The organism is Aeromonas sp. S12(2024), assembly GCF_041402305.1.
Lineage (GTDB): Bacteria > Pseudomonadota > Gammaproteobacteria > Enterobacterales > Aeromonadaceae > Aeromonas > Aeromonas veronii.
The window spans coordinates 188,943-212,823 of the sequence record NZ_JBGLRB010000005.1 but is presented as its reverse complement, the minus strand read 5'-3'; the positions used below and the strand labels follow the sequence as shown (position 1 = coordinate 212,823).

Below are 23,881 nucleotides of genomic sequence, written 5' to 3'. Positions count from 1 at the left end.
TCTTTCGAATCCGGACTTAGTGGCTGCCCTGACCACCGGTATCGGCGGCATGGTTTTGCAGGTATTTGAGCAGGGTGCGCTCCTCTTCCTTGCTCAGGCGATAGTAGGCAGACATCGCCTTGAGTCCCGAAATCCAGCCGTTGGCAGTGAAGTGAGCGGGATCCGGCGCGCCGTGGCAGGAGTTACAGGTGGATTTGTACATCTCGCCGGCGTAATCCCAGATTGGCTTGAGCGAGGACTCAAAGCCCTTGCCATCGACCCAGGCCTGCACCTGAACCTGCTCCCACTTGATATGGGTGGCGCTGTCGGTCTCCTGCTTGAGCACTTTCTCGCTCGCTTTCAGTTCGTCACGGATGGTGGCGACGAAGACCCGCTTGCCCATGTATTCGCTCAGCACCCGGCCCTTGCCATCGCTCTCGCGCCACCCTTCGATGGTCACCTTGAGGCGATCGCCGCTGCGGCCTACGACGTCGATGCGGGAGGCGGGCAGCAGTTTGCCGACCGGGTCGGTGCTCTGTTCGCTGGCGTAGAGATCTTTTTCACCCAGGTTGTAGAGGGTCTCGGCGGCTGGCGCCTCTTGCGCGTCGTTGACCAGGGTGGCGTAAGTGGCCCGGAAGCCCCCCGCCATGTTGGGCAGTTCGTGGGCGATGCCCTTGTGGCACTCGATGCAGTTCATGTTCTTCGCCGCCGCATCTTTCATCGCCAGCGCTGCCGCCGGGGACTGCTTGGCGTGATCCATGTTGTCGTAGCTGTGGCAGGACTTGCAGGTCTTGGAGTTCTGGCTGCTCATCCGTGCCCACACCTTCTCGGCCAGATGCAAGCGCCGGTCCTCGAACTTCTCCTGGGTGTCGATGCTGTGGCCTATGTACTCCTGATAGAGGTCGTTGGCCGCCTCCATCTTGCGGGCCACCTTGCCGACAAAGTCCTTCGGCTGGTGACAGTCGGTACAGACCGCCTGTACCCCTGAGGCATTCTTGAAGTGGATGGACTCCTTGTACTCCGGATAGACGGTGTCTTTCATGGAGTGGCAGGAGATACAGAATTCGAGGCTGCTGGTTTTCTCAAAGCCGTAGTGCAGGCCGACGGTGCCCGCGAGGGTGACGCCGACGCCCACCAGAAGCAGCGCCAGTACCGACCAGCGGCGGCTGGGGGTGCGCAGGAAGTGCCACAGTTTTTTCATCATGCTCTCTCACATCACTTTTTTGATGGGAGCCATGATAGGGAGGCGTTGTGAACAGGGTTGCCGCCACAAATTAATGAAATAGGGGTATTTATGACAAAATGTGAATAGAATAATCCTCCCTTGTCGACCATCGTGAACCCTGCCCATGAGCTACCACATTCTGGTTGTTGAAGATGATGCGGTTACCCGCGAGAAGCTGACCGGCTATTTCGAGCGGGAGGGCTATCGGGTGACGGCGGTCGAAAACGGCCAGGAGATGCGCGCCGTGCTGGCGGAGCAGACGGTCGATCTGGTGATGCTGGATATCAACCTGCCGGGGGAAGATGGTCTGCTGCTGACCCGTGAACTGCGGGCGCGCAGCACGGTGGGGATCATTCTTGTCACCGGCCGCAGCGATGCGGTGGACCGGATTGTCGGCCTCGAGATGGGGGCCGATGACTATGTCACCAAGCCGTTCGAGCTCAGGGAACTGCTGGTGCGGGTCAAGAATCTGCTGTGGCGGATCTCGCTGGCGGCCGCCGCGCCGAGCGAGCCTGCGGTCGCTGACGATGCGGTGCGCTTTGGCCCCTGGCGTTTTGACATTCCCCGTCGCCAGTTCAGCAAGGACGGAGTGCCGGTGCGTTTGACCAAGGCGGAATACGAAGTGCTGGTGGCCTTTGTCGCCCATGCCGGGCGGGTGCTCAGTCGGGAGCGGATCCTGACCCTCATCAGCCATCGCGGCGATGGCCCGAGCGATCGCACCATAGATGTACTGATCCGGCGGCTGCGCGGCAAGATGGAAGCGGATCCACGGGATCCCCAGCTGTTTGTCACCGTCCATGGTGAAGGCTATCTGTTTGCCGGCGAGATAGCCTCCTGACCCCGTTGCGGTGGCCCTGGCCTGTTTGACCGGGTATCAGACCGGCGGGCGGGTATCAAATTGCGGGCAGTCGTCGCCAATCTGGTGCCAGGGCGCCTTGGAGCCGACAAAGATGTGAAACGCGGGCCGCTGGCTCGGCACATCGTCCAGTATCCCCAACCGCAGATTGATCTTGCCGCTGCTGCTCTTCTGGCTGAACAGGCTGGAGCCGCAGTGACGACAGAAGGCGAGGGTGGTCTCTGCCGATTTCCGGTAGCGGCCGATGGCCTCTTCCCCCTTCACTATGGTGACCTTGTTGCCATCCAGTCCGCCGACCGAGGCATAATCTCCCCCTGAAAACTTGCGGCATTCACTGCAGTGGCAGTTCCCCATATAGTCGAACTGATCCGGCAGGGTCAGGGCGACGGCGCCGCACAGGCAGCTGGCATGTAACTCTTTCATCTCTTCTCCTTGAGTGTGCTAATCGGATTTGGAACGGCTATTCGACCCGATAGACGGGGCGAAAAGCGCCCTCCGAGAGGGAATCGGCGGGGTCGGCCAGCGGTGCAGACAGCGTCAGAATGGGTGGCCCCATCACCCGCGGACACTGTTCGGCACTGGCATCAGGGTGTTGCAGCAGGCAGACCGCCTGAGCGACCGCAAGGCGCCCCTGCAGCCGCATCTGATCGCTGTTGGCGGCGAGGATCTTGCCCCGGCGCAGGCCCCGCTGTACCCCGTGGCTGAAGTAGGTGCTCAGCACCTGAGGCCTGTCGAGATGGCGCTGCGCCAGCTCGTTGACCGCCACTTCGGCGGCGATGGCGCCTCCCACCAGATAGTCGAGGTCGGGATAGCGGGCCAGCGTCTGCTGCACCAGCGTGCGCTGGATTTCCCGGCTGTTGTCGCCGCGCTCGGTGGTGACCAGCTTGATGGCGCTCCCCTTGATGGCATCGGCAAAGCCCGGCTCGACGAAGTTGTTGCCGCCGCTTGCCTGCGGGCCGGGGAAGAGGGCGACCGAGACCGGCTTGCTGCCGGCGGGGTGACGCTGCGCCAGCCAGTGGCCAATCTGCCAGCCCATCTGGTACCAGGAGACCCCCACCTTGGCTTGCACCAGACCGCTGGGCAGATCGTTGACCAGTCCAAAGACCGGCAGCGGCGTGACCTTGATGGCCTCGCGCAAGCCCTGATAGCTCACCGCGCCGAGCAAGATGGCGTCGCTCTCTTCCTGCACGCAGCGCTGCAACTGCTGGCGCTGCTCGGCGAGGGCGCCATAGCCCCCCGCTTCATGGATCTGCAACTTGACTCCCAGCCGCTTCGCCTCGTCCACCATGCCCTGATTGACCGAAAGCCAGTAGGCGTCGCGCAGATGGGGGTAGAGGGCACAGAGGGTCAGCGATTTGGTTGCAGCGGCGGGTTCCGGCCACTGCTGGCGCAGCGGCTGGCCGCTGAATTCGCCGCCGGGCCAGATATCGACCGCAAAGGCGAGGGCGGCGCGGGGAAGCATTAGCAACCACATCAGCAACAACGGGGAGAGATAGACGCTTCGCATGGTCAGGGGTTTTGTTAAAGTGTTGGGCCATATTATCCGGTCAAAGCCGACCACAACCAAGGGACTTCCCGTGAGAATCTTTTCCGGCCTGGGTGGCAAGTTGCTGCTGGCCTTCTCCCTGATGGCGTTGCTGACCCTGAGTGCCTCCCTGCTGGGCTGGGTGGGGCTTAGCCATCTGCGCCAGCTGGAGCAAGGGGTGCAGCAGACGTTGGCCGATCAGGAGCTGGCCCGCACGCTCTCTCGCCTCAGCGGCGAGATCCAGAGCGCGTCGCGGCTGCTGGCCACCGCAACCAGCGAGCAGGAGCGGGAGCATCAGGGGCGCTTGCTCACTCTGCAGGGGCAACAGCTACAACAGGTGCTGGCGCAACTTGGTCGTGGGCAGGGTTCAACAAGCCTCGATCAGCTTAGTCAGAGCATCATCGGCAATCTGGGCCAGCAGGGCTGGCTGGTGGGAGAGCGACTGACCCTGATGGCGCAGGGCGAGGCGCAGCGGGCCCGTCTGGTGGCGGCGGCCGGACAGATCGCCGAGCTGGCGAGAAGCCAGATGGAGAACGCCGAAACCGTGATGGTGGCGGGATTGGGTTCCCTCTACCAACAGCAAGGCGCGCAGGCGACCCGGACGCTGGATCGCTTGCTGGAGCAAGATCTCGACTGGCTGGAGCAGATGACCGAGCTGCGCCATCGCACCCTGATGCAGCAGCAGCGCATCGAAGAGATGTGGCGCAGCGAACGGCAGGAACAGTTGCAAACGCTATTGCAAGAGGGGCAGCGGGAGCTGGCTATCTTGCAACTGCGGGCCGGGGCAGTGACCGATCCGGCACGTCGTCAGGCGGTGGAGCAGGCGCTGACCGTGCTGGCACAGAGCGACAAGCTGATGCAACTGCGCAGCGACTGGCTCGGCAAGGGGGAGGCGCTGCGGGTGCTGGCCAGTGCCAATGAGGCCCTGATGAGCAGCCTCAACCAGCAGGTCGGTGAGCTGGTCAGCCGTGCCCGCGATTCGCTGGGGCAGAGCCAGCAGGCGCTAAGTCAACGTCTCAGGCTGCTGGAGCAGGCGCTGATGGGCATTGGCCTGCTCACGCTGGTACTGCTGATGCTGCTGATGTGGCGCATGGTCTACGGCCGGATCGTCTGGCCGCTGCAACGGGCGGTGGCGGGGATGAGCCGGTTGGTGCGCGGGGATCTGGCCCTCCTTGAGCCGATCGCCAGTACCGGGCGCGATGAGCTGGCGGAGTTGGGCCGGGCCCTGCAGGTGTTTCGTGACAATGCGGTGGAGCTGGGCCGTTATCAGCGCGAGCTGGAGTCACGGGTCGAGGAGCGCACTGGCCAGCTCAGTCACGCCAACGAGCGGCTCAATGAGGAGGTGGCGAAGCAGCGGCAGGCCCGCGCCGAGGCAGAACAGGCCAACCGCGCCAAGTCGGTGTTTCTCGCTACCATGAGTCACGAGATCCGCACCCCCATGAACGGCATTCTCGGGGGCCTGACGCTGCTGGAAGATACCCACCTGAGTGATACCCAGCAGCGCTATCTGGCCGCCATCGAGCACAGTGGCGAATCCCTGCTGGAGATCCTCAACGACATTCTCGACTACTCCAAGATAGAAGCGGGCCATGTGGAGGCGCGCCGCGAGCCCTTCCCCCTGTTCCAGCTGGTGGATGAACTCAGCGCGCTGTTTCGGCCAAAGGCAGCGGCCAAGGGGGTCACCCTGGCGCTGGAATATGCGCCCGGGCTGGCGCCTGTGGTCGAGGGGGATCTGGGCAAACTGCGGCAGGTGCTCGGCAACTTGCTTGGCAATGCAGTCAAGTTTACCGCCCGTGGCCAGATTACCCTGACGGTGGCGCCCCTTGTCTGTCACGGCCCTTGCGCCGAGCCCTGCATCCGGTTTGTGGTGCGCGATACCGGCCCCGGCATTCCGGCCGATGAGCAGGAGGCGGTGTTCGAGGCGTTTCGCCAGCGCAAGCGTGATATAGGCCATCAGGGCGGCACCGGGCTGGGACTGGCGATCAGCCGCAAGCTGGTGGCCGCCATGGGGGGCGAGCTGAACCTTGTCAGCAAACCGGGCAAGGGGTGTGAATTCAGCTTCAGTTTGCCGTTGCAGCGTTCGAGCGCCCAGCTGCCTGCCGAGGCGCAACCGCTGCACCTTGGCCAGTCCCGTGACATCCTGCTGGTGGAGGATAACGAGATCAACCGGCTGGTGGCGCACGGCATGCTGACCCGCCTCGGCCATCGCGTCACCCTGGCGGAGGATGGTCGCAGTGCGCTGGCGCTGGTGACCGAGCGTCCCTTCGAGCTGGCGCTGCTCGATATCAATCTGCCCGATATGGACGGCATGACCCTGCGCGAGGATCTGGCAGCCATCAGCGAGGAGATGCATGAGCGGCAGCTGCCCGCCATCGCCATCTCGGCCCAGATGTATCCAGAGGATATCCGCCACTGCCTTGCCGCCGGGTTTGTCGATTTTGTCGGCAAGCCGGTACGGCTGGCGGTGCTGGCGAACGCCATCGATCAGCTGTTTCGGCAAGAAGGGGCCTCTATCGAGCCGCAGGTTCAGTTATCAGTAGCCGTGCCCCCAACTAAACAGCCTGAGTGGGCCAATCCGGTGCTGGACGCCGATCTGCCCCTGCTCGGTATGGCGCGGATCCGCCAGCTGGTCGCGCTGTTTGAGTCGCAAGGGCGGGTGTTGGTAGATAAGTTGGCTCAGGATGAGGGAAGTGAGCAACGTCAGCTGGCGCATAAGCTCAAGGGGAGTGCGCTGGCGCTGGGGTTGACCGAATTTGCCAGCCACTGTGCGGCTCTTGAGGCGGGAGGCGGGGAGCCTGCGGCAATCGGGGCGCAATTTGACGCGGCGGTGAGCGGGTTGCAGCAGTGGCTGGTGGCAAACAGGGATGCGCAGCCCTGATCCCTGCTGGCGATGCACAACGTTTAGGGAGGGGGCCAGCCCCTGCGCCGTTATTCGCTCTCGCGAAACAGCACCTGCTTGCACTTGGCACAGACCCATTCCCGGCGAAAATCGGTCAGGTGCACCATGCCTACCTCCAGCAACTCGTGGTGGCCGCAGTGATAACAGAAGATGATGTCGCCATCGACTGATTCAGGGTGGGCCGCCAGATAGTCGGCTTTGGTGGGGAGCTGCTCCCACGAGGTGGTGGAAACATGTTTGCGTTGGCTGGTGTAGTAGACCCAGTAGAACAGAAAAAAGACAGCCAGGATCACGAATGTCAGCAGATGGTCCATCTTGAACTCCTCCGGTTAGGTGCAGCCCCTCGGATGCATGGCTGCAATCAGCTCCATCATCATTAAATTTGTTTCGAATGAATATGTTACAGGATGGATAAAGAGGGCGTTGTGATCCCCTTCGGGTTTTGCCCGCCCGCAGCGGGATGAAAAATGTGCCGTTTGGCGGAGCGGCCAGGGTATTGAACGGGGAGGGAATCTTGTTTTTTACAACATAAATTCAACATTTTTTTAGGTGGTTGGACTGTCTCTTTGATCCAGCTCACGTTACAATGCCCGCGCCCACTTCACCTAACGCGCAAACGATTTTCAGGAGAGAAACGGATGTTGAAACGTGACATGACCATCGCCAATTATGATCCGCAATTGTGGCAGGCCATCACAGACGAAACCCGTCGTCAGGAAGAGCATATCGAGCTGATTGCGTCTGAGAACTACACCAGCCCCCGTGTCATGGAAGCCCAGGGCTCCCAGCTGACCAACAAGTACGCTGAAGGTTACCCCTCCAAGCGTTACTACGGTGGTTGCGAGTATGTGGATGTGGTCGAAACCCTGGCTATCGAGCGCGCCAAAGAGCTGTTCGGTGCCACTTACGCCAACGTGCAGCCGCACTCCGGCTCCCAGGCCAACAGTGCCGTCTACATGGCCCTGCTGCAGCCGGGCGACACCGTGCTGGGCATGAACCTGGCCCACGGTGGTCACCTGACCCACGGCTCTCCGGTCAACTTTTCCGGCAAGCTCTACAACATCGTGCCTTACGGTATCGATGAGTCAGGCAAGATCGACTACGACGACATGGAGCGTCAGGCTGTCGAGCACAAGCCGAAGATGATGATCGGTGGCTTCTCCGCCTACTCCGGTATTGTTGACTGGGCCCGCATGCGCGAAATCGCCGACAAGGTCGGTGCCTACCTGTTCGTCGACATGGCTCACGTGGCTGGTCTGATTGCCGCTGGCGTCTACCCGAACCCGGTTCCCCACGCTCACGTGGTCACCTCCACCACTCACAAGACCCTGGCCGGTCCGCGCGGTGGTCTGATCCTCTCCGCCGCTGACGACGAGGAGCTCTACAAGAAGCTCAACTCTGCCGTCTTCCCGGGTGGTCAGGGTGGCCCGCTGATGCACGTCATCGCCGGTAAAGCCGTTGCCTTCAAAGAGGCGCTGGAGCCGGAGTTCAAGACCTATCAGGCTCAGGTAGTGAAGAACGCCAAGGCGATGGCCGCCACCTTTATCGAGCGCGGTTACAAGATCGTCTCCGGCGGAACCGACAACCACCTGATGCTGGTTGATCTGATCGGTCGCGAGCTGACTGGTAAGGATGCTGACGCTGCGCTGGGCAAAGCCAACATCACCGTCAACAAGAACTCCGTGCCGAACGATCCGCGCTCCCCGTTCGTCACCTCCGGTGTGCGGATCGGTACCCCGGCTATCACCCGCCGCGGTTTCAAGGAAGCCGAGTCCATCGAGCTGACCCACTGGATCTGCGACGTACTGGACAACCACGATAACGATGCCGTGCTGGCCACCGTGCGCGAGAAGGTGCTGGATATCTGCCGCCGCTTCCCGGTTTATGGCTGATAAGTCAGACCATCCGGTTTGAGACCAATGCCACCTGCGGGTGGCATTGTTTTTTCTGGCTTTTACCGGTTTTGGATGGCCGTGCTACACTGGCCGACCTAGATCCTGGCCCGCCGGGCCGGTCCCTGTTCCATTAACGCCGGAGGTCCGATGCATTGCCCATTCTGTAGTGCGGTTGATACCAAGGTGATCGATTCCCGCTTGGTGGCAGAAGGCCATCAGGTGCGCCGCCGTCGTGAGTGTCTGCTCTGTCACGAGCGTTTTACCACCTTCGAGATGGCCGAGCTGGTGATGCCCCGCGTCATCAAGTCCAACGGCTCCCGCGAGCCATTCAACGAAGACAAGCTGCGCGCCGGCATCCTGCGGGCGCTGGAGAAGCGGCCGGTGAGCATGGAGGCCATCGAAAAGGCGGTCAACCATATCAAATCCCGCCTGCGAGCCACCGGCGAGCGCGAAGTCGCCTCCGAGCTGGTGGGCAATCTGGTGATGGATGAGCTCAAGAGTCTGGACAAGGTGGCCTATATTCGCTTTGCCTCCGTCTATCGCAGCTTCGAAGATATTCGAGAGTTCGGCGAAGAGATCGCCAAATTGGAGAAATGATGGTAGCGGATGGGTAAGCGGATATCCGCTTTGCCCCTCTCTACCTCAGGACACGCAGATATCCGCGAATTTGGCGAAGAGATTGCCAAGCTGGAGAAGTAAACCGCCATTCTCACCCATGTTGCCGCGTCCGATTACGCTGCGCTAATCGAACCTACGATACTGCGTAAAGTCGAGATGTGTTGTCAAAGGAGCCCGAATGTTTAGTCAAGATGATTACCAATGGATGAGTCGGGCCCTCGAACTGGCCCGCCGCGGCCGCTACACCACGGCCCCCAACCCCTGCGTCGGCGCCGTGCTGGTCAAAGATGGCGTGGTGGTTGGCGAAGGGTGGCATCAGAAGGCGGGCGAGCCCCATGCCGAGGTTTACGCCCTGCGCGCCGCCGGTGACAACGTCCGTGGCGCTACCGCCTATGTGACCCTCGAACCCTGCTCCCACCACGGTCGTACCCCCCCCTGCGCCGAAGCGCTGATCAACGCCGGCGTGGCCCGGGTGGTGGCGGCCATGGTCGATCCCAATCCCCAGGTGGGCGGGCGCGGCCTGCGGATGCTCTCCGAAGCGGGCATCAAAACCGATTTCGGCCTGCTGGCGAGCGAAGCCGAAGCGCTCAACCCGGGCTTTTTCAAGCGGATGCGTACCGCCTTCCCGCGGGTGACCGTCAAGCTGGGGGCCAGCCTCGATGGCCGCACCGCCATGGCGAGCGGCGAGAGCCAGTGGATCACCTCCCCCGATGCACGCCGCGACGTGCAGCGGCTGCGGGCCCGTCACGATGCGGTGCTCTCCAGCGCTGAAACCGTGCTGGCCGATGGTGCTTCCCTGACCGTGCGCTGGGACGAGCTACCCCCCTCGGTCAAGGCAAGTTATCCCAAAGAGACCCTGCGCCAGCCGCTGCGGGTCATCGTCGATTCGCAAAACCGCCTCACACCCGACTTGCCGCTGTTCCAGAGCGAGAGCCCGGTGCTGCTGGCTCGGCACAAGGCGTCCGGCGAGTGGCCCGCATGGGTGCAGCAGTTGGAGCTGCCACTGCTGGATGGCAAGCTGGATCTGGTCAGCCTCTTCATGCTGTTGGCCAAGCAGAACGTCAACTCGGTACTGGTCGAGTCGGGGCCGCGGCTCTGCGGCGCTCTGCTGGAGAAGGGGCTGGTGGATGAGCTGGTGCTCTATCAGGCACCCAAACTGATGGGTGACGAAGGGCGCGGCCTGTTCCATCTGCCGGGCCTGACCCGGCTGTTCCAGGCGCTCAAGCTCGCCATCAAGGACGTGCGCATGGTGGGGCCGGATATTCGCATTACCGCCAAAATAGCCTGATTTATCAATGTTCAAGGGGGCATAATCAGCCCCCGTCATCAGCAAGGTGATCTGCATGTTTACCGGAATTATCGAAGCGGTGGGAACCCTGGCCGAACTGCGCCGTCAGGGCGATGACATGGCCCTCACCGTCCACGCACCAGGTCTGGATTTTAGCGACGTCAAACTGGGCGACTCCATCGCCACCAACGGCGTCTGCCTCACCGTCGTGGCGCTCGGCGACAAGAGCTATACCGCCGACGTGTCGCTGGAAACCCTCTCCCGAACCGGCTTTGCCGCCGCCAAGGTGGGCGATCGGGTCAACCTGGAGAAGGCGCTGATGCCCACCTCCCGCCTCGGCGGCCATCTGGTCTCCGGCCACGTAGACGGAGTAGGGGAAGTGAAAAGCGTCTCCAGCAGCGGCCGCGCCATCGAGTACTGGGTCAAGGCGCCGGGCGAGCTCTCCCGCTATATCGCCGAGAAGGGCTCCATTGCGGTGGATGGCATCAGCCTCACGGTGAACGCGGTGCAGGGGGACCTTTTCCGTCTGACCATCGTGCCCCACACAGCCCAGGAGACCACCATCGCCAGCTGGAAGCCGGGCCGCAAGGTCAACCTCGAGGTGGATCAGATCGCCCGCTATCTGGAGCGGCTGATGATGGGGAAAAGTCAGGAGAGCAGCGCCTCGACCCTGACCATGGAGACGCTGGCCAAGGCCGGTTTTCTCTGACGGTGTGCGCTAAATCTGGCCACCAAAACGATTTTCTGTGATCCCGCTCTGATTGAAATGGAGCCGCTAGCCCCAATCTAGAGCAACATACACACGCATTTGCGTTGAGCCTGCGGGCTCAACCCCCAAGCACACTGATGGAGTAGCCCATGGCGCTGAGCACAACCCAGGAAATCATTGCCGATATCAAGGCTGGCAAGATGGTGATCCTGATGGATGACGAAGACAGGGAGAACGAAGGGGACCTCATCATGGCCGCCTCCTGCGTCCGTCCGGAGGATATCAACTTCATGGCCCGCTACGGCCGTGGCCTCATCTGCCTGACCCTGACCCGGGATCGCTGCAAGCAATTGGCGCTGCCGCTGATGGTGGATCGCAACAATGCCCAGTTTTCCACCGCCTTTACCGTCTCCATCGAGGCGGCAGAAGGGGTGACCACAGGTATCTCAGCCGCCGATCGTGCGGTGACCGTGCAGGCGGCAGTGGCGCCCAATGCCAAGGCGGCCGATCTGGTGCAGCCGGGCCATATCTTCCCGCTGATGGCGCAGGATGGCGGCGTGCTGACCCGCGCCGGCCACACCGAAGCCGGTTGCGATCTGGCTCGTCTGGCCGGTTTCGAGCCTGCCGCCGTCATCGTCGAGATCCTCAACGAAGATGGCACCATGGCGCGCCGTCCGGATCTGGAGGTGTTCGCCGAGGAGCATGGCATCAAGCTCGGCACCATTGCCGACCTTATCGAGTACCGCAACCAGCACGAGACCACGGTCGAGAAGGTGGCCGAGTGCAAGTTGCCGACCGAGTTTGGCGAGTTTGACCTCATCACCTTCCGCGATACCATCGACAATCAGGTTCACTTCGCCTTGAAAAAGGGTGAGGTACAGGCCGATCAGCCGACCTTGGTGCGCGTCCATCTGCACGATGTGCTGAGCGATCTGCTGCTGACCGACCGCCACGCCGCCCGCAGCTGGCCGCTGCCCAAATCCATGGCCCGCATCGCTGACGAAGGCGGCGTGCTGGTGATTTTGGGGGCGGAATCACATGGCGCCGAGCTGCTGGCTAGGGTCAAGGGTTTTGAAGCCGCCGACAAGGGGCTAGCGCCGGAAGGAGCCAAGTGGCAGGGCACCTCGCGCCGGGTTGGTGTGGGTTCCCAGATCCTCAAGGCCCTTGGTGTAAGCAAGATGCGCCTGCTGAGTTCGCCGAAGAAGTACCATGCCCTCGGTGGTTTTGGTCTGGAAGTGGTTGAGTACATCGGCGAGTAACGTACTACCAGAGAAGTACCATCCCCTTCCGGGCGGTTTCGGTCTGGAAGTCGTGGAATTTACCGGCGAGCAAGTGCGCCGGACTGGTTACATCGCGATCATGGCCGTCTATTGCGGCCATGGTTTTTGTCGTGGGTCTGTTGTGCTAGAATGTGAGCACTTTTGACTCCGGCCCTTTTGATTGCACAGATACAGGATTTCCAATGAAGGTTATCGAAGGAAATATCGCCGCTCCTGAGGCGCGCGTTGCTATTGTTGTTGCCCGTTTCAACAGCTTCATCAACGACAGTCTGGTGAACGGCGCGGTGGACGTACTGAAGCGTCAAGGTCAAGTGCAGGACAGCAACCTGACACTGGTAAAAGTGCCGGGCGCGGTTGAAATGCCATTGGTCATCAAGAAGCTGGCCAAGAGTGGTCAATACGACGCCATCGTGGCAGTCGGTACTGTCATCCGTGGCGGCACCTACCACTTCGACCTGGTGGCAAACGAGAACAGCAAGGGCATGGCCCAGGTAATGATGGAATATGAAATTCCCGTTGCCTTCGGTGTGCTGACCACTGAAAACATTGAACAAGCCATCGAGCGTGCAGGTACCAAGGCGGGTAACAAGGGTGCAGAGGCTGCACTGGCAGCGCTCGAAATGATCAACGTCCTGAAAGAACTGGACGTGTAACGAGGAGAAGTACATTGAAACCGTCTGAGCGCCGTAAAGCCCGCCATTGCGCCACCCAGGCCATCTACCAGTGGCAGATGACCAAGGCTAACGTGGGTGACATCGAAGAGCAGTTCAAGATCGATCAGGACACCAAGGGTGTAGACCTGAACTATTTCCGCGATCTGCTGTTCGGGGTAGCCCTCCACTGCAGCGAGCTGGACAAGGTGTTTGCACCTTTCCTCTCCCGTCCGCTGGAAGAAGTGGACATGGTGGACAAGGCGATCCTGCGTCTGGCGACCTACGAGCTGACCCGTCGTGATGATGTACCGCCGCGCGTGGTCATCAACGAAGCGATCGAGCTGGCCAAAGCTTTTGCTGCCGATGACAGCCACAAGTTTGTCAACGGTGTACTGGACAAGGTGATCAAGTCGCTGAACAAGCGTTGAGCCTGCTGTCCGTCAGCATCTAAGAGAGGAGCCAGCTTATTGCTGGCTTTTTACTGTATGGGTGAATTTGAGCTGATTGATAAGTACTTCAAGGTCCCCCACGCCCGCAAGGACGTGGTGATGGGCCCTGGAGATGACTGTGCCCTGCTGACCCTGCCCCCCGATACCCAGCTGGCGGTGAGCACCGACACTCTGGTGAGCGGCGTACACTTCTTTCCCGACATGGATCCGGTGGATCTCGGCTACAAGGCGCTGGCGGTCAATCTCTCCGATCTCGCCGCCATGGGGGCCGAGCCGCGCTGGGTGTCGCTGGCACTGACCCTGCCTGCCATCAACGAAGGTTGGGTTGCCGGGTTTGCCGAAGGGTTTCTGGAGCTGGCCGAGTACTACAATGTGGCGCTGGTGGGCGGAGACATGACCCGCGGGCCGCTCTCCATCACCATCTCGGTGAAGGGGTCGGTGCCTGCCGGGCGCGCCTTGATGCGCAGCGGCGCCAAAGCGGGTGACGGCATCTATGTCACCGGCACTCTGGGGGATGCCGCGCTGGCGCTCTCCCACCTGCTGGGCAAACGCACCCTCAACGAGAACCAGCTGGCGGCCGTGCTGCCACGGCTCGACCACCCCCATCCCCGCATTCTGGCCGGTCAGGCCCTGCGCGGGCTGGCGGGCAGTGCGCTGGATCTCTCCGATGGGCTGGCATCGGATCTCGGCCATATCCTCAAGGCCTCCGGCGTGCGGGCCCAGATCGATCTCGATCTGCTGCCGCTCTCGCCGGTGCTGCAGGATGCGGTGAGCGAGCAGGAGGCGTGGCAACTGGCGCTGGCCGGTGGCGATGACTACGAGCTCTGCTTTACCGTTCCGGAGGAGCACCGCGGCGCGCTCGATACGGCGCTGGCCCACAGCGGGGTCAAGTTCAGCCGCATTGGCCGCATCGTGGCGGGCGAGCCGGGCATCGATTACCTGCGTGGCGACCAGGCGGTCGAGTTGCAACTGAAAGGGTGGGATCACTTCGCATGAGTTTGTTCAGGATAAAGCCCGAGCTGACACGACTGGATCTGAAAAATCCGCTTCACTTTTTGGCGGTGGGGTTTGGTTCCGGTCTCAGCCCCAAAGCGCCGGGCACCATGGGCACCCTGGCGGCCATTCCGCTCTACCTGCTGGTGAGCGGGCTGCCGACCCACTGGTTTATCGCTCTGCTGGTGGTGGGGTTCCTGATCGGTATCCGCATCTGCCAGAGCGCCACCGATGCCATCGGCATGCCGGATCACGGCGCCATCGTCTGGGACGAGGTGATCGGCTTTGGCGTCACCATGATCGCCGCGCCAGCCGGTTGGGAGTGGGTGGTGGCGGGCTTTGCGCTGTTCCGGTTGTTTGATGTGCTCAAGCCCTGGCCCATCTCCTGGTTTGATCGCCGGATCCACGGTGGCCTGGGCATCATGCTGGACGATCTGATCGCCGGCCTGTTCGCCCTGTTTTGTATGCAATTACTGGCATTCTGGCTCGGTTGAGAGCCATCTTCCGGGGGATGACCGTTCTGGCATCCCCCGATTTATATCTGCTTAATTTTCATTCATCGGCATATGCTGCCGTTTATCATCCATTTCACATAAATATTCACTACTCATTCGGGGCTGGTGATTGTTTTGGAAATAGTGATAAATGCTGCTTGTTGCGTTGTTGTTGAAATTAAAGTAATGATACCAATAGATGTACGGACGCACCGGCCATTTTTGTGATGAAAATCATCATTTATCTCTACCGAATTGGTGGTTATCTGCACAAAACATTGCGGAATTGTATAACTCAATCATTTACACCCGTGGTCAAACCGTCTAAGTTACTCGCGGGTTATTCCAAAAAAATGCAAAAAACCCGCCCGGATCGCTGGTTTCGCTGCCTCATGGATTGAGCAAATATTGCCCAAGGTAACAACCGGCATCTGCGGCTGATTTACGGACGAATTATTTGGGACGGATGTCCCCCGCAGAGGTAAACATGTCCTTGCTCGAAGTAAAGAACTTGCGGATCGAGTACCCCTCCCGCTACGGGGTGCTGGCCGCGGTGAAGGATCTCTCTTTCTCTATCGAAAAGGGTGAGATTGTCGGGGTGGTCGGTGAATCCGGCGCCGGCAAGTCCACCATCGGCAACGCCGTTATCGATCTGCTGAGCCCGCCGGGTCGCATCGCCCGTGGCGATATCTATCTCAATGGCGAGCTCATCTCCGGCAAGAGCCAGAACGAGATGCGGGCCATCCGTGGCTCCCGTATCGGGTTCATCTTCCAGGACCCCATGACCTCCCTCAACCCGCTGTTCACCGTTGAGCATCAGCTGGTGGAGACCATTCTGGCCAATACCGACCTCTCTCGCGAGGCTGCTTTTGCCAAGGCATTGGAGCTGATGGGGGCGGTGGGTATTCCGCAGCCGGAGCTGCGCATCAAACAGTATCCGCACCAGTTCTCCGGTGGCATGCGTCAGCGGGTGGTTATCGCCATCGCGCTCTCCTGCGATCCGGAGCTGATCATCGCAGATGAACCGACTACGGCGCTGGACGTCTCCATTCAGGATCAGATCCTCCAGCTTATCCGCGCCCTCTGCAAAGAGCGTCAGGTGGGCTGCATGCTGGTGACCCATGACATGGGCGTGGTCTCCAACGTTACCGACAAGGTGGCGGTGATGTATCGCGGCGATCTGGTGGAGTTCGGCCTGACCGAACAGGTGCTGGGCAGCCCCAATCACCCCTATACCCGCAGCCTCATCTCGGCGGTCCCCCGTTCCGATGTGAAGCTGGTGCGCTTCCCGCTGGTCTCCTATATCGAGGATGCCAGTGCGCCGGATACCAATATCGACCTCAAGACCCACTGGCTCGGCCAGAGTCAGGACGAGCGTGCCTATGAAGGGGCGCTGCTGCGGGTGGAGAATGTCGATCTGAAATTCGTCACCAAGGACTCCATCTTCCCGAGCCGCCGCCAGTATGTGCGCGCCTGCAACAACATCAGCTTCGAGATCTTCGAAGGGGAGACCTTCGGTCTGGTGGGGGAATCGGGCTCCGGTAAATCGACCATTGCCCGCGCCATCACAGGTCTCTATCCGCCTGATACCGGCAAAATCTTCTTCGAGGGGATCGATCTGACTGCCCTCAAGAGCGAGCGCGAGCGCCGCCCGCTGCGTCGCCAGATGCAGATGGTGTTCCAGAACCCCTATTCCTCGATGAACCCGCGGATGAAGGTGCGCGACATCATTGCCGAGCCGATCCGCTTCCATCAGCTGGCGAGCAGCGAGAGCCAGATTGAGGGAATTGTCGGCGATCTGCTGGATCACGTGGGTCTCGGTCGTGGTGCCGGGGTCAAGTATCCCCACGAGTTCTCCGGCGGTCAGCGCCAGCGCATCTCCATTGCCCGCGCCCTGGCCACTCGCCCGCGCTTCCTTATCTGTGACGAGCCGACCTCGGCGCTGGATGTGTCGGTGCAGGCCCAGATCCTCAACCTGCTCAAGGATCTGCAGCAGGAGCTCAAGCTCACCATGCTGTTTATCAGCCACGATCTGCCGGTGATCCGCCAGATGTGCGACCGCATCGGGGTGATGCAGCACGGCCATTTGGTGGAAGTGGCCGAGACCGAAAAACTCTTTACCAATGCCGAGCATGAGTACAGCCGCAAGCTGATCTCCCTCATGCCGGAGTTCAAGGGAATGTCCCGCGAGGGGCTGGAAATCGCAAGCTAGGAGAGCGCCGGAGCGCCGGTCTGCTTGTCAAAAAAAGTGTCATAAGAAAGCCAAAAGCATGGAGAACAAGATGAAGAAAGGATTGTCCAAGATTGCCCTGGCGCTGTTTGCCGCCGGTTTCGCCTTCAGTGTCTCAGCCGCTGATATCAAGGTGGGTGTCGCTTCTGACGCTACTTCGCTGGATCCGCAGGAGCAGCTCTCCGGTCAGACCCTGGAGATGTCGCACCTGGTATTCGATCCCCTGATGCGTTACACCCAGGACTTGCAGTTCGAGCCCCGTCTGGCCGAGAAGTTCGAGCGTGTCGATGACAAGACCGTCCGCTTCCACCTGCGCAAAGGGGTCAAGTTCCACTCCGGTAACGACTTCACCGCTGACGACGTGGTGTGGACCGTCAACCGCCTGAAATCCTCCGTCGACTTCAAGGCGATCTTCGATCCCATCAGCGAAGTGAAGAAGGTGGATGACTACACCGTCGATCTGATCACCGCCAAGCCGTTCCCGCTGGTGCTGCAGACCGTCACCTACATCTTCCCGATGGACTCCAAGTTCTACACTGGCAAGACCGAAGCGGGCAAAGACAAGGCCGAGATCGTCAAGAATGGCGACTCCTTTGCCTCTACCCACGTCTCCGGTACTGGCCCGTTCACCGTCAAGTTCCGCGAGCAGGGTGTGAAGCTGGATTATGCCCGCAACGCCAACTACTGGGACAAAGCCTCCAAGGGTAACGTCGAGAACCTGACCGTGGTGCCGATCAAGGAAGATGCGACCCGTGTTGCTGCCCTGCTGGGTGGTGACGTGGACATGATCTATCCGGTTGCGCCCAACGATCTGGAGCGCGTGAAGAATGGCAAGGACTCCCAGCTGGTCACCCTGTCCGGTACCCGCGCCATCATCATCGAGCTGAACCAGAACACCAACCCGGCGCTGAAAGACAAGCGTGTACGTCAGGCGATCAACTACGCCATCAACCAGGTGGGTATCGTCGAGAAGATCAACAAGGGCTTCGGTACCCCTGCTGGCCAGTTGAGCCCGAAAGGCTATGCCGGTCACAACGAGGCGCTGGTACCCCAGTATGATCTGGCCAAGGCCAAGGAGCTGATGAAAGAGGCCGGTTACGAGAAAGGCTTCAAGATGACCTTCATCTCCCCGGCTGCCCGCTACGTCAACGACGTCAAGATTGCCCAGGCTGTCTCCGCCATGCTGGCCAAGATCAACATCAAGGTGGATCTGAAGACCATGCCGGTGGCCCAGTACTGGCCTGAGTTTGACAAGTGCGCCGCGGACATGCAACTGATCGGCTGGCACTCCGACACCGAAGATACCGCGAACTTCTTCGAGTTCCTGACCTTCACCAAGGACGCCAAGACCGGTATGGGCCAGTACAACTGCGCCGGTTACGCCAACGCCGAAGCTGACAAGCTGGTGATGGATGCCAACGCCGAGACCGATCCGGCCAAGCGTGCCGAGATGCTCAAGAAGGTCGAAGCCATGCTGATCGAAGATGCTGCCTACGTGCCGTTGCACTGGGAAGATCTGGCCTATGGCGCCAAGAAGAACGTCGATATCAAGCCGGTGGTCAACGTGATGAACTTCCCTTACCTGGGTGACCTGGTGGTCAGCAAGTAAGAGAACGTCGCAAGGAAGGACGGGGCGGGGTGGTCAGCTGGCCACTCCGCCCACTAACAGAAGCCTGTGCCACGACACAGGCCACGTAGAAGGACAAGCATGTTTACATTCCTGCTGAAACGGTTCTATCAGGCCGTGATAGTGATGTTCGTCATCAGCCTGGTCGCCTTCTCCATCCAGGACAACCTGGGTGACCCGTTGCGCGAGCTGGTGGGACAATCCGTCTCCGAAGCCCAGCGTCACGAGTTGCGCGAGAAGATGGGCCTTAACGATCCCTTCCTCATCAAATACAGCCGCTTTCTGAAAAATGCGGTGCATGGGGATTTGGGCACCTCCTATTTCTTCAAGCGACCCGCTCTCGAGGTGATCCTCGACAAGCTGGTGGCTACCCTTGAGCTGGTGTTTGCCGCCGCGCTCATCATCGTGGTGGTCTCCATTCCACTCGGTGTCTATTCGGCGATCCGCCCGCGCAGCATTCCCACCAAGATCATCATGGCGGGGAGCAGTATCGGCATCTCGATCCCGGTATTTTTGACCGCCATCATGCTGATGTACCTCTTCTCCATCCAGCTGGGCTGGCTGCCTGCCTATGGCCGCGGCGAGACCCGTAACCTGCTGGGCTGGGAGTCGGGCTTCTTCACCTGGGACGGCATCCTGCACCTGATCCTGCCGGCGGTGTCCCTCTCCTCCATCATGCTGCCGCTGTTTATCCGGCTGGTGCGCTCCGAGATGCTGGAGCAGCTCTCCTCCGAATACGTCAAGTTCGCCCGTGCCAAGGGGCTGGACAACAACAAGGTCTACTACAGCCACGCCCTCAAAAACACCATGCTGCCGGTCATTACCGTCGGTGGGGTGCAGATCGGCACCATGGTGGCTTACACCATTCTGACCGAGAGCGTGTTCCAGTGGCCAGGCACCGGCTTCCTGTTCCTTGAGGCGATCCACCGGGTCGATACCCCGCTGATCACCGCCTACGTTATCTTCGTGGGACTGATCTTCGTGGTGACCAATACCCTGGTCGACCTGCTCTACGGGTTGATTAACCCGACCGTTAACCTGACCGCCAAGGGGTAACAGATGACTAATGCTGTAACTGCAAGCCCAAGCCGTTGGGCACGATTCAAGAACTCTGACATCGTCTACTACTTCCTGCGGGACAAGGTAGCCATGTTCAGCTTTGCGGTGTTCGTGGTATTTGTGCTGGCGGCGCTGCTGGCCCCCTGGCTCGCCCCGCACAACGTCTATGACCAGACCAGTTTTGATCTGATGGATGCCGAGTTGCCCCCTTCCTGGCTCGAAGGTGGCGAGGAGCGCTTCTGGCTCGGTACCGATAACCAGGGGCGGGATATCTGGAGCACCATTCTCTATGGCGCCCGTATCTCCCTCACCATCGGCCTGTTTGCGGTGGCGCTGCAGCTGGTGCTCGGTATCGTCATCGGTCTGATTGCCGGTTACTTCGGTGGTCGCATTGACAACCTGTTGATGCGCTTTGCCGATGTGCAGCTGTCGTTCTCCACCATGATGGTGGCGATCATCATCTCTGCCATCTTTCAGGCAACCTTTGGCTCCGAGTTCTACTCGAAGTTCGCCATCATGATGCTGGTGGTGATCATCGGTATTGCAGAGTGGCCGCAGTACGCCCGTACTGTGCGCGCCTCTGTGCTGGCGGAGAAGAAGAAGGAGTATGTGGAAGCGGCCAAGGTGATGGGGTTCCGCGCCCCGCGCATCATGTTCCGCCACATTCTGCCCAACTGCCTGTCGCCCATTCTGGTGATCTCCACCGTGCAGGTGGCCAACGCCATCATGAGCGAGGCGGCGCTCTCCTTCCTCGGGCTGGGAATGCCGGTTGATCAGCCCTCGCTCGGTTCGCTTATCAGCGTCGGCTTCAACTACATCTTCTCCGGCTCCTGGTGGATCACCGCCTTCCCGGGTATCTGTCTGGTGGTGCTGGTGCTGGTCATCAATCTGCTGGGTGACTGGCTGCGGGATGTGTTTAACCCCAAGATCTACAAAGGGTAATCCAAGTCAGAAACGCAAAATAAGAAGGGCGCCAGTGGGCGCCCTTCTTTTGTTTGATAGCGTTAACACGTGTTCAGGCTTGCAGCCAGCTTTCGATGCTGCGCTGGATGCCTGCATCGTCCAGACCGAGCAGGGCATAGATCTCCTGCTGGGTACCCTGTTCCACGAAGCGATCCGGCAGGCCGAGGTTGAGTATCGGCTTGCACTGTTTATTGCGCATCAGCAGCTCGTTCACCGCCGAACCGGCACCGCCCATGATGGCGTTGTCTTCGATGGTGACGAAGTGATCGTGGCTGGCCGCCAGCGACAGCACCAGTGCCTCATCCATCGGTTTGACGAAGCGCATGTCCACCAGGGTGGCATCCAGTGCCTCTGCCGCCGCTTTCGCGTGGTGCAGCAAGGTGCCAAAGGCCAGAATGGCAGTGCCCTTGCCCTCTCGCAGGATACGACCCTTGCCAAGCTCCAGTGCCTGCATCTCTGACGAGATGGGGGCATCGCTCAGACTGCTGCCGCGGGGGTAACGCACGGCGGCAGGGCCTTGATGGAGATAGCCGGTATAGAGCATCTGGCGGCACTCGTTCTCGTCAGATGGCGTCATCACCACCATGTTGGGCACGGTGCGCAGGAAGCTGATGTCGAACGCTCCCTGATGGGTCGGGCCATCGGCGCCCACCAGACCGGCCCGGTCGATGGCAAACAGCACCGGCAGATCTTGCAGCGCCACATCGTGGATCACCTGATCGTAGGCACGCTGCAGGAAGCTCGAATAGATGGCCACCACAGGCTTCTTGTCGGCGATGGCAAGACCTGCGGCGAAAGTGACTGCATGCTGCTCGGCAATGGCCACATCGAAGTAGCGGTCCGGATACTGCTGGCTGAATTTCACCAGACCGGAGCCTTCGCGCATGGCGGGGGTGATACCGACCAGCTTCTCGTCTTTGGCGGCTATGTCGCACAGCCATTGGCCAAAGATGGCGGAGAAGGTGGGTTTGGCGCTGCTCGCCTTGGGCAGGGAGCAATCGTCAGGATTGAACTTGGGCACGGCGTGATAACCGATAGGGTCTTTCTCCGCCGGCTCGTAACCCTTGCCCTTCTTGGTTTTGACGTGCAGCAGTTGCGGGCCCTTGAGATTGCGCATGTTGCGGAGGGTCTCGACCAGCGCCTCGATATCGTGACCGTCGATGGGGCCGATATAGTTGAAGCCGAACTCCTCGAACAGGGTGCCGGGCACCACCATCCCCTTGAGGTGCTCTTCGGCCCGCTTGGCCAGTTCCTTGACCGGTGGCAGACCTGCCAGCACCTTCTTGCCGCCTTCGCGGATGGTGGTGTAGAGCTTGCCGGACATGACCCGGGCCAGATGGTTGTTCAGCGCCCCGACATTCTCGGAGATGGACATCTCGTTGTCGTTGAGGATCACCAGCATGTCTTTATGGACATCGCCGGCGTGGTTGAGCGCTTCAAAGGCCATCCCTGCGGTAATGGCACCATCACCGATCACTGCTACCACCTTGCGACCCAGACCTTCACTCTCGGCGGCGACCGCCATACCGAGCGCCGCACCGATGGAAGTGCTGGAGTGGCCGACGGAGAGCACGTCGTACTCGCTCTCGCCGCGCCAGGGGAAGGGGTGCAGACCGTCTTTCTGACGGATGGTGTGGATCTGATCACGGCGCCCGGTCAGGATCTTGTGGGGATAGGCCTGATGGCCCACGTCCCAGATCAGCCGATCGAACGGGGTGTTGTAGACGTAGTGCAGGGCCACGGTCAGTTCGACCGTGCCGAGACCGGAGGCAAAGTGTCCGCTGGAGCGGCTGACAGAGCGCAGCAGATATTCGCGCAGCTCGTTGCACAGCACCGGCAGCCGATCTTTGGGCAAGGAACGCAGCTCGACCGGAGTGTCCGCGAGGGCCAGGTTGGGGAAATTGCTAATATCAACGCTCATATTGTTACTGTTATCCAGCGTTTAGTGGGTTCGCTCGATGATGTAATCGGCAAACGCTTCCAGAATGTCGGTATTGTAGGGCAAGGATTGCAGGGCTGTTAAGGCTTTCCCATGCAGTTCGCGAGCCAGCTCACGGGCATTTTCGAGTCCGAGCAGGGCCGGATAGGTACTTTTCTCCAGCGCCAGGTCAGAACCTTGCGGCTTGCCCAGGGTGGCGGTATCACCTGTGATGTCGAGGATGTCATCCTGCACCTGAAAGGCGAGGCCAATCGCGGCTGCGTAGGTTTGCAGTGCAGCCAGCGTGGCGTCATCGACATCGGCTTTGCACAGGGCGCCGAGCGCCACGGCGCATTCAATCAGCGCACCGGTCTTGTGGCGGTGTACCTGCTCCAGTTCGGCAAGCGTGATCTGGCGCCCTTCGGCCTGCAGGTCCAGCGCTTGACCGCCACACATACCGAGATAGCCGGAGGCGCGGGCGAGGGTACTCAGCATCCGCACCCGGTTGGCCATCAAGGTATCGGGCATGGGGTGATCGGCCAGAATGGAGAACGCCAGGGTCTGCAGCGCATCACCGGCCAGAATGGCGGTTCCTTCGTCAAACGCCTTGTGAACGGTTGGCTGACCACGACGCAGGTCGTCGTTATCCATGGCGGGCAGGTCATCGTGCAGCAGGGAGTAGGCGTGGATGCACTCCACTGCAGCCGCAGGGCCATCCAGCAGTTCGCTCTTGACGCCCAGCATCTCGCCGACCGCGTAGACCAGAAACGGGCGAACCCGCTTGCCGCCCAGCAGCAAGCCATAACTCATGGCATCGCGCAGGCGCGGCGCCATGGCGGGCAAGGATTCAAGTTGTGCTGACAGACAGTCGTCAATACGCTGACGATGCAGACGGGAAAAATGGTCCAGCGCCACTCACTCCTCTCCTTGTTCTGGCTGGAAGGGGGCGAGCTGGTCACTGCCATCGGCTTGACTGAGCAGGATCTGGATCTTCTGTTCGGCCAGTTCCAGCTTTTGCTGACCGGCCCGTACCAGATGAACTCCCTGCTCGAACTGCTTGAGTGCCTCTTCCAGGGGTAGGGAACCTTGTTCCAGCTGATGAACGATGGTTTCCAGCTCTTCCAGAGTGGCATCAAAACTCAGACGGTCGATTTTTTTACTGGCCATGTCCATCCTCGGGGATTGAAAAAAACGGCTTATATTAACATCGACCGTCCACAG

At 60.5% G+C, this 23,881-nt stretch carries 22 protein-coding genes; 15 read left to right on the top strand and 7 right to left on the bottom strand.

The features are described 5' to 3' along the window. Positions 1–16: 16 nt before the first annotated feature. The gene (gene torC / locus ACB035_RS07310; RefSeq protein WP_371166976.1) at positions 17–1,183 is read right to left on the bottom strand and encodes a pentaheme c-type cytochrome TorC; all 1,167 of its coding nucleotides are present in this window, start codon (positions 1,181–1,183) and stop codon (positions 17–19) included. A 145-nt stretch (positions 1,184–1,328) separates the two neighbouring features. Here torC and torR point away from each other — a divergent pair, with 145 nt between their 5' ends. After that, positions 1,329–2,042 carry a two-component system response regulator TorR gene (gene torR, locus ACB035_RS07305; protein WP_371166975.1) on the top strand — a complete coding sequence of 238 codons (714 nt, stop codon included), beginning with the start codon at positions 1,329–1,331 and terminating at the stop codon, positions 2,040–2,042. 36 nt (positions 2,043–2,078) lie between these two features. On the opposite strand, the gene ACB035_RS07300 is transcribed toward torR, so the two are convergent. Then, positions 2,079–2,483, bottom strand: a complete 405-nt coding sequence (locus tag ACB035_RS07300; protein ID WP_047438145.1) for a GFA family protein — start codon at positions 2,481–2,483, stop codon at positions 2,079–2,081. A 37-nt stretch (positions 2,484–2,520) separates the two neighbouring features. After that, positions 2,521–3,567, bottom strand: a complete 1,047-nt coding sequence (gene torT, locus ACB035_RS07295; RefSeq protein ID WP_371166974.1) for a TMAO reductase system periplasmic protein TorT — start codon at positions 3,565–3,567, stop codon at positions 2,521–2,523. A 70-nt stretch (positions 3,568–3,637) separates the two neighbouring features. Between torT and torS the strand changes: the two genes are divergently transcribed. After that, complete coding sequence (torS, locus tag ACB035_RS07290; protein WP_371166973.1) at positions 3,638–6,463, top strand: TMAO reductase system sensor histidine kinase/response regulator TorS; 2,826 nt, start codon at positions 3,638–3,640, stop codon at positions 6,461–6,463. 50 nt (positions 6,464–6,513) lie between these two features. Here the strand turns inward: torS and ACB035_RS07285 are convergent, their stop codons facing one another. Then, a complete protein-coding gene (locus ACB035_RS07285) occupies positions 6,514–6,798 on the bottom strand; it encodes a hypothetical protein (RefSeq protein ID WP_139743394.1) in 285 nt (94 codons plus the stop codon). A 324-nt stretch (positions 6,799–7,122) separates the two neighbouring features. Here ACB035_RS07285 and glyA point away from each other — a divergent pair, with 324 nt between their 5' ends. The 13 genes from glyA (at position 7,123) to ACB035_RS07220 (ending at position 20,721) form a co-directional block, all read left to right on the top strand. Next, positions 7,123–8,376, top strand: coding sequence for a serine hydroxymethyltransferase (gene glyA, locus ACB035_RS07280; protein WP_005338884.1), 1,254 nt, complete (start codon positions 7,123–7,125; stop codon positions 8,374–8,376). Between the two features lie 150 nt (positions 8,377–8,526). Then, positions 8,527–8,976, top strand: coding sequence for a transcriptional regulator NrdR (gene nrdR / locus ACB035_RS07275; protein WP_005338880.1), 450 nt, complete (start codon positions 8,527–8,529; stop codon positions 8,974–8,976). Positions 8,977–9,175: 199 nt separating this feature from the next. After that, positions 9,176–10,285: a bifunctional diaminohydroxyphosphoribosylaminopyrimidine deaminase/5-amino-6-(5-phosphoribosylamino)uracil reductase RibD gene (gene ribD, locus ACB035_RS07270; RefSeq protein ID WP_371166972.1), complete on the top strand. Its 1,110-nt coding sequence runs from the start codon at positions 9,176–9,178 to the stop codon at positions 10,283–10,285. A gap of 55 nt (positions 10,286–10,340) precedes the next feature. After that, positions 10,341–10,994, top strand: a complete 654-nt coding sequence (locus ACB035_RS07265; RefSeq protein WP_371166971.1) for a riboflavin synthase — start codon at positions 10,341–10,343, stop codon at positions 10,992–10,994. A 149-nt stretch (positions 10,995–11,143) separates the two neighbouring features. Then, positions 11,144–12,253, top strand: coding sequence for a bifunctional 3,4-dihydroxy-2-butanone-4-phosphate synthase/GTP cyclohydrolase II (gene ribBA, locus ACB035_RS07260; protein WP_021230382.1), 1,110 nt, complete (start codon positions 11,144–11,146; stop codon positions 12,251–12,253). A 203-nt stretch (positions 12,254–12,456) separates the two neighbouring features. Next, the gene (gene ribE / locus ACB035_RS07255; RefSeq protein ID WP_005338866.1) at positions 12,457–12,927 is read left to right on the top strand and encodes a 6,7-dimethyl-8-ribityllumazine synthase; all 471 of its coding nucleotides are present in this window, start codon (positions 12,457–12,459) and stop codon (positions 12,925–12,927) included. A 14-nt stretch (positions 12,928–12,941) separates the two neighbouring features. Then, entirely contained in the window at positions 12,942–13,355 is a 414-nt protein-coding gene (gene nusB / locus ACB035_RS07250; RefSeq protein ID WP_005343514.1) for a transcription antitermination factor NusB, read from the top strand. A gap of 57 nt (positions 13,356–13,412) precedes the next feature. After that, positions 13,413–14,372 carry a thiamine-phosphate kinase gene (thiL, locus tag ACB035_RS07245; RefSeq protein WP_026034998.1) on the top strand — a complete coding sequence of 320 codons (960 nt, stop codon included), beginning with the start codon at positions 13,413–13,415 and terminating at the stop codon, positions 14,370–14,372. Next, complete coding sequence (locus tag ACB035_RS07240) at positions 14,369–14,863, top strand: phosphatidylglycerophosphatase A (protein WP_216977131.1); 495 nt, start codon at positions 14,369–14,371, stop codon at positions 14,861–14,863. Before thiL ends, ACB035_RS07240 begins: the two co-directional genes overlap by 4 nt. A 487-nt stretch (positions 14,864–15,350) precedes the next feature. Next, positions 15,351–17,075: an ABC transporter ATP-binding protein gene (locus ACB035_RS07235; RefSeq protein WP_005358467.1), complete on the top strand. Its 1,725-nt coding sequence runs from the start codon at positions 15,351–15,353 to the stop codon at positions 17,073–17,075. Positions 17,076–17,145: 70 nt separating this feature from the next. After that, the gene (locus tag ACB035_RS07230) at positions 17,146–18,702 is read left to right on the top strand and encodes an ABC transporter substrate-binding protein (RefSeq protein ID WP_005343519.1); all 1,557 of its coding nucleotides are present in this window, start codon (positions 17,146–17,148) and stop codon (positions 18,700–18,702) included. A gap of 99 nt (positions 18,703–18,801) precedes the next feature. Continuing rightward, entirely contained in the window at positions 18,802–19,776 is a 975-nt protein-coding gene (locus tag ACB035_RS07225; protein WP_042080630.1) for an ABC transporter permease, read from the top strand. A 3-nt stretch (positions 19,777–19,779) separates the two neighbouring features. Next, positions 19,780–20,721, top strand: coding sequence for an ABC transporter permease (locus tag ACB035_RS07220; protein WP_019445927.1), 942 nt, complete (start codon positions 19,780–19,782; stop codon positions 20,719–20,721). Positions 20,722–20,794: 73 nt separating this feature from the next. On the opposite strand, the gene dxs is transcribed toward ACB035_RS07220, so the two are convergent. Genes dxs through xseB form a run of 3 tightly spaced genes read right to left on the bottom strand, consistent with a single transcriptional unit; the run spans position 20,795 to position 23,827 of the window. Further along, a complete protein-coding gene (gene dxs / locus ACB035_RS07215; protein ID WP_323906720.1) occupies positions 20,795–22,663 on the bottom strand; it encodes a 1-deoxy-D-xylulose-5-phosphate synthase in 1,869 nt (622 codons plus the stop codon). 21 nt (positions 22,664–22,684) lie between these two features. Beyond that, a complete protein-coding gene (gene ispA, locus ACB035_RS07210; RefSeq protein ID WP_042080637.1) occupies positions 22,685–23,575 on the bottom strand; it encodes a (2E,6E)-farnesyl diphosphate synthase in 891 nt (296 codons plus the stop codon). Then, a complete protein-coding gene (gene xseB, locus ACB035_RS07205) occupies positions 23,576–23,827 on the bottom strand; it encodes an exodeoxyribonuclease VII small subunit (protein ID WP_005338838.1) in 252 nt (83 codons plus the stop codon). It abuts the gene before it with no gap. Between the last annotated feature and the right edge of the window lie 54 nt (positions 23,828–23,881).

What these genes read in the sequence shown, in the direction of transcription:
- torC (WP_371166976.1), bottom strand. Translation starts at nt 1,183, where the DNA reads ATGATGAAAAAACTGTGGCACTTCCTGCGCACCCCCAGCCGCCGCTGG.
- torR (WP_371166975.1), top strand. Translation starts at nt 1,329, where the DNA reads ATGAGCTACCACATTCTGGTTGTTGAAGATGATGCGGTTACCCGCGAG.
- ACB035_RS07300 (WP_047438145.1), bottom strand. Translation starts at nt 2,483, where the DNA reads ATGAAAGAGTTACATGCCAGCTGCCTGTGCGGCGCCGTCGCCCTGACC.
- torT (WP_371166974.1), bottom strand. Translation starts at nt 3,567, where the DNA reads ATGCGAAGCGTCTATCTCTCCCCGTTGTTGCTGATGTGGTTGCTAATG.
- ACB035_RS07285 (WP_139743394.1), bottom strand. Translation starts at nt 6,798, where the DNA reads ATGGACCATCTGCTGACATTCGTGATCCTGGCTGTCTTTTTTCTGTTC.
- glyA (WP_005338884.1), top strand. Translation starts at nt 7,123, where the DNA reads ATGTTGAAACGTGACATGACCATCGCCAATTATGATCCGCAATTGTGG.
- nrdR (WP_005338880.1), top strand. Translation starts at nt 8,527, where the DNA reads ATGCATTGCCCATTCTGTAGTGCGGTTGATACCAAGGTGATCGATTCC.
- ribD (WP_371166972.1), top strand. Translation starts at nt 9,176, where the DNA reads ATGTTTAGTCAAGATGATTACCAATGGATGAGTCGGGCCCTCGAACTG.
- ACB035_RS07265 (WP_371166971.1), top strand. Translation starts at nt 10,341, where the DNA reads ATGTTTACCGGAATTATCGAAGCGGTGGGAACCCTGGCCGAACTGCGC.
- ribBA (WP_021230382.1), top strand. Translation starts at nt 11,144, where the DNA reads ATGGCGCTGAGCACAACCCAGGAAATCATTGCCGATATCAAGGCTGGC.
- ribE (WP_005338866.1), top strand. Translation starts at nt 12,457, where the DNA reads ATGAAGGTTATCGAAGGAAATATCGCCGCTCCTGAGGCGCGCGTTGCT.
- thiL (WP_026034998.1), top strand. Translation starts at nt 13,413, where the DNA reads ATGGGTGAATTTGAGCTGATTGATAAGTACTTCAAGGTCCCCCACGCC.
- ACB035_RS07240 (WP_216977131.1), top strand. Translation starts at nt 14,369, where the DNA reads ATGAGTTTGTTCAGGATAAAGCCCGAGCTGACACGACTGGATCTGAAA.
- ACB035_RS07235 (WP_005358467.1), top strand. Translation starts at nt 15,351, where the DNA reads ATGTCCTTGCTCGAAGTAAAGAACTTGCGGATCGAGTACCCCTCCCGC.
- ACB035_RS07230 (WP_005343519.1), top strand. Translation starts at nt 17,146, where the DNA reads ATGAAGAAAGGATTGTCCAAGATTGCCCTGGCGCTGTTTGCCGCCGGT.
- ACB035_RS07225 (WP_042080630.1), top strand. Translation starts at nt 18,802, where the DNA reads ATGTTTACATTCCTGCTGAAACGGTTCTATCAGGCCGTGATAGTGATG.
- ACB035_RS07220 (WP_019445927.1), top strand. Translation starts at nt 19,780, where the DNA reads ATGACTAATGCTGTAACTGCAAGCCCAAGCCGTTGGGCACGATTCAAG.
- dxs (WP_323906720.1), bottom strand. Translation starts at nt 22,663, where the DNA reads ATGAGCGTTGATATTAGCAATTTCCCCAACCTGGCCCTCGCGGACACT.
- xseB (WP_005338838.1), bottom strand. Translation starts at nt 23,827, where the DNA reads ATGGCCAGTAAAAAAATCGACCGTCTGAGTTTTGATGCCACTCTGGAA.